This is a genomic window from Microcystis sp. M169S2 (genome assembly GCF_020245865.1).
GTDB lineage: Bacteria > Cyanobacteriota > Cyanobacteriia > Cyanobacteriales > Microcystaceae > Microcystis > Microcystis ichthyoblabe_A.
The window spans coordinates 1-3,484 of the sequence record NZ_JADBUB010000256.1 but is presented as its reverse complement, the minus strand read 5'-3'; the positions used below and the strand labels follow the sequence as shown (position 1 = coordinate 3,484).

Sequence of the window (3,484 nt, the reverse complement as noted above, 5' to 3'; positions counted from 1 at the left end):
ATCATTAAATTTACTTTCATTTCTCATGAAAGCAAGTAAATTTTGACTCGATGGTTTTTGTAGTAGTTCATTTTTTAGCTTAACAATTTCTTCTTTGATTTTTGATATTTTTTTATTATTTTCCTCTAGTTTCTGTTTTGCTTCTTCCGCTTTTACCCGGTTTATCGAATTGTTGGCAGACTGTCCAGCAATTTTCTCTAATAGGGTAGAATCATATTGACTTCTAATAATTCTACAAGATTGGTTTCATCATCCCGCTCGTGATTCATTCTTAGACCTCAGAGTCAATATTTTTCTGATTTAAATAAATTCTCCAATCAGTGGCGGGTACAAGCCACCACTGATTGTTCCCTCCGACCTACTCCCTTTCAACTTCTGCCTCCTTTTTAGGATTGCTATCCTTTAACTCTATTGATCGAGAGAAAACGGGCTTGCGAGTTTTCAAGTTAAAGCGGAATCCTTGAGGTAAGATGTGCAACCTGACTCCACACACTGCCATCGCTTCATCTTTGAGCAGTTCGTCTAAATTATCATAAGTTGCTTCTGATTCATCGACAATTGTTACAGCCCCACGCCCCACCACTTTAAATTCGTCACCGTCCACAATTACTGCTGTATCTTCGTCAATGCCAAAGCCTAAGTTAGCTGGCTGCTGTAAGAGAGCGGAAATCAGGCGACCTAGCCGTCCGCGCTGGGCAAAATGCTGATCGATCACCACTGAGTGCAGAAATCCCATTCCCGGACCCATCTCTATCGCGTCCATGCGTGGGTTGGTTTCCGAGTCTCCTTCAATAATCATCAGATCGGGCATGATGGCAGCACCGGCACTTGTCCCACCGATCACCATTCCCTCCCGATTGCGTTGGTGAAGTAAGGTATCTAGCTGAGTTCCCTTGATGTGTTCAATGATTAGGGCTTGATCTCCCCCGGTAAAAAACGCTCCTGTGGCTTCCTCAATGATTTTCAGGTTTTCTGGATCGTCGGCATCTTCCCTGTGAATGGTATCGAGGACACATACATCCTCGACACCGAGTCGCTCAAACACTCGGGTATAGGCTTCTCCAGCCGAACGAGGCTCACTTGTTGCCGCCGTTAACACGGCAATTTTAGCTTTAGTCCCGCCAGCACAGCGAACAAACTCTCGCAAGATTTGACAATCTCCTTCTTTGTCTTCTGCTCCACCAATGATGATTAATTGCCCGCGCTCTTTTGTGGATTCCATACAAAAACTCCTTGAATAACTAAACAGCACAACAACATAAAATTAAATTATGATCGTTCACACCTCCCCTACCCAATACCGTTCGGTTGAGCAAACCAGCCCCCACCCCCCTCAGTCCCCACTCCTCTCTTATCTCCCCTTTCAGGGGAGACGATAGAATTACCCCTTAAGGGGGATTTAGGGGGTGGGATTGACATCCTCACCGCCCTAAAAGGGACGGTGATTCCTAGACCTCACGATCTAGGCTTCGGCCGTGAGCTCAGCCGAACGGTTTCTGCTTCTTAGCAGTTGCCTTCACAGACTTACTCTGTTCGGGTCTGACACTCGCGACCCAGACTGATACCGCAAGCCCTGCGGCCAAAATGTTTTTACTGGCGTTAACATCCCTTTCATGGCAAGTTCCACATTCAGGACACTCCCATTCTCGGACACTTAACGGCATTTTCTCAACGATATGCCCACAATTATTGCACCGTTTTGAACTAGGAAACCATCTATAGCGTTTCTCGCATCTGTGCGGCACAGTTAAACCTTTGCTGATTAAGCTGTTCAGGCTCGGGAATGTACCTCTTGTGAATCAGAAATGCTATATCTATTTCCCGATAGTTTCTCCCATACCAACGGCATTTATAGGCTAATTGTCGAGTGATTTCTCCCCAACTAACATCTGATATATAGCGTTTTTCAGTCTGCTGAGGTACAAAAGTGATGGGTTTTAGGCAAAAGGCAAGAGGCAGAAGGCAAAAGGGAAGAAAAATAGGTGTACCTCACTAGCTTAGGAAACGCTATAGCTTGAGCTAGTTTCGGGTTTTTTACAGGGTGAGAGCATCTCAAACGCTATTGACAATTGGCCAATTTTGTCATCCGCGTGGGCATTTCAAGTGATACCAGTCAATCAGAATAGTTACGAAATCGACCCATTTGGGTCGATTTTTGCTTAACGATTGAGATGGCAAATTCTCCTCAAATATGCCTGAATCGTGGGCAAGCAACTCACATAAAGTTCATTTTGTCAAGGATTGTTAAGATGCACTTACCTTGGGGTTTTTTACCAGGTCTTTTACCGCTAAATTTTCAACTACAATCGTTTAGTTTTCACGAACTAATTGAGTGGTTAGCTTATGTAAATGGTCTTTTCTGCTATCGGTGATTCGAGCCTGAATCTTAGCTACTTTGATTCTTGCTTTTTCCCGATTTTTTGACCCTTTCTGTGTTCGAGAATCAACAATTACCGTCGCCTCATAAACAAGTTGTAGACAACGCCAATCAGCACCAAAACCAAAAGCAGGTGGATTAAGCTGCCGCCAATGTTAATGGAGAATCCTAACAACCAGAGGATGAAAAGTATAACAACGGCAGTCCAAACGAGATCAAACATATTTCCCTCCTTGATTTAGAGAAAAGTGATGAAAATTCAGTCATCGATCCTTAATTGAGTATATCTTGAACCTGATCTTTCACATCTTCTACTGCATTGCGAACTTGGCTTTCGACTTGTTTAGCTTTTCCAGCAACTTGATCTTGGCGGTTGCCAGTAGCTTTACCTATCGCTTCTTGAGCTTTGCCTTCAATGTTCTTTGTGACTGCTTTTGCCCGCCCTTTTAACTTCATCTGGTCTTTTATATCTTCTGCTGCGTTACGAGCCTGACTTTCGACTTGCTTGGCTTTTCCCATCATCTGATCTTTGGGATCGCCTGTCATGTTGCCAATCGCTTCTTGAGCTTTGCCTTCAATATTTTTCGTAACTGCCTTGGCTCGATTCATGCTTGCGATTTGAGTCTGCGATTGGGTGGGTAAAGTTGCAGCCCAACTATTTGTAGTTCCAAAATCAAAAGCTATAGTAATTGCCAGCATTATAGTTAAAATAATGGTGACAAAAAAGCGACGAATCTGTTGAAGTGACATCATTTTAACTCCAAAAAAGAATTTGATGAATCGATGATACATGGATGATGAACAACTACTGTCTAGACCCTTTCGAGAAAGATTTTTCTAGTCTTTGACGGCGTAAGTTTACCGAGGGAGAGATCTTCGATTTCTTTGAGAAGCTAGATATCTGGTAATATTGGGTTTATTTACGCCGCCTTGTCCTAGTGTTTCACCTGTCCCGAAAGAAACCATTTTGGCTCTTCTAGGTTCTGTGTGAGCATGGTATAATAGTAACACAGAACAGGAGGTGGGTTATGTGGATAAATTTTGATCAACTCCTCGATTTACCAAATGTAACAGTGGTCAATTATCAAAAAATTGATGAGACAATTT

The 3,484-nt window shown here is 43.0% G+C and carries 4 protein-coding genes and 1 pseudogene; all 5 read right to left on the bottom strand.

Going from position 1 to position 3,484, the window contains the following annotated elements:
- Positions 1 to 358: 358 nt before the first annotated feature.
- A complete protein-coding gene (locus IM485_RS22220) occupies positions 359 to 1,222 on the bottom strand; it encodes a cyanophycinase (RefSeq protein WP_287745608.1) in 864 nt (287 codons plus the stop codon).
- A gap of 259 nt (positions 1,223 to 1,481) precedes the next feature.
- A complete protein-coding gene (locus IM485_RS23120; RefSeq protein WP_464472981.1) occupies positions 1,482 to 1,745 on the bottom strand; it encodes a zinc ribbon domain-containing protein in 264 nt (87 codons plus the stop codon).
- A gap of 568 nt (positions 1,746 to 2,313) precedes the next feature.
- Positions 2,314 to 2,442 (bottom strand): annotated as a pseudogene (locus IM485_RS22210) (transposase); the annotation flags it as partial.
- A gap of 8 nt (positions 2,443 to 2,450) precedes the next feature.
- Positions 2,451 to 2,600 (bottom strand): lmo0937 family membrane protein, encoded by a 150-nt coding sequence (locus IM485_RS22205; protein WP_016515029.1) that lies wholly within the window; start codon positions 2,598 to 2,600, stop codon positions 2,451 to 2,453.
- A gap of 50 nt (positions 2,601 to 2,650) precedes the next feature.
- A complete protein-coding gene (locus IM485_RS22200) occupies positions 2,651 to 3,127 on the bottom strand; it encodes a CsbD family protein (RefSeq protein ID WP_043999468.1) in 477 nt (158 codons plus the stop codon).
- Positions 3,128 to 3,484: the final 357 nt, after the last annotated feature.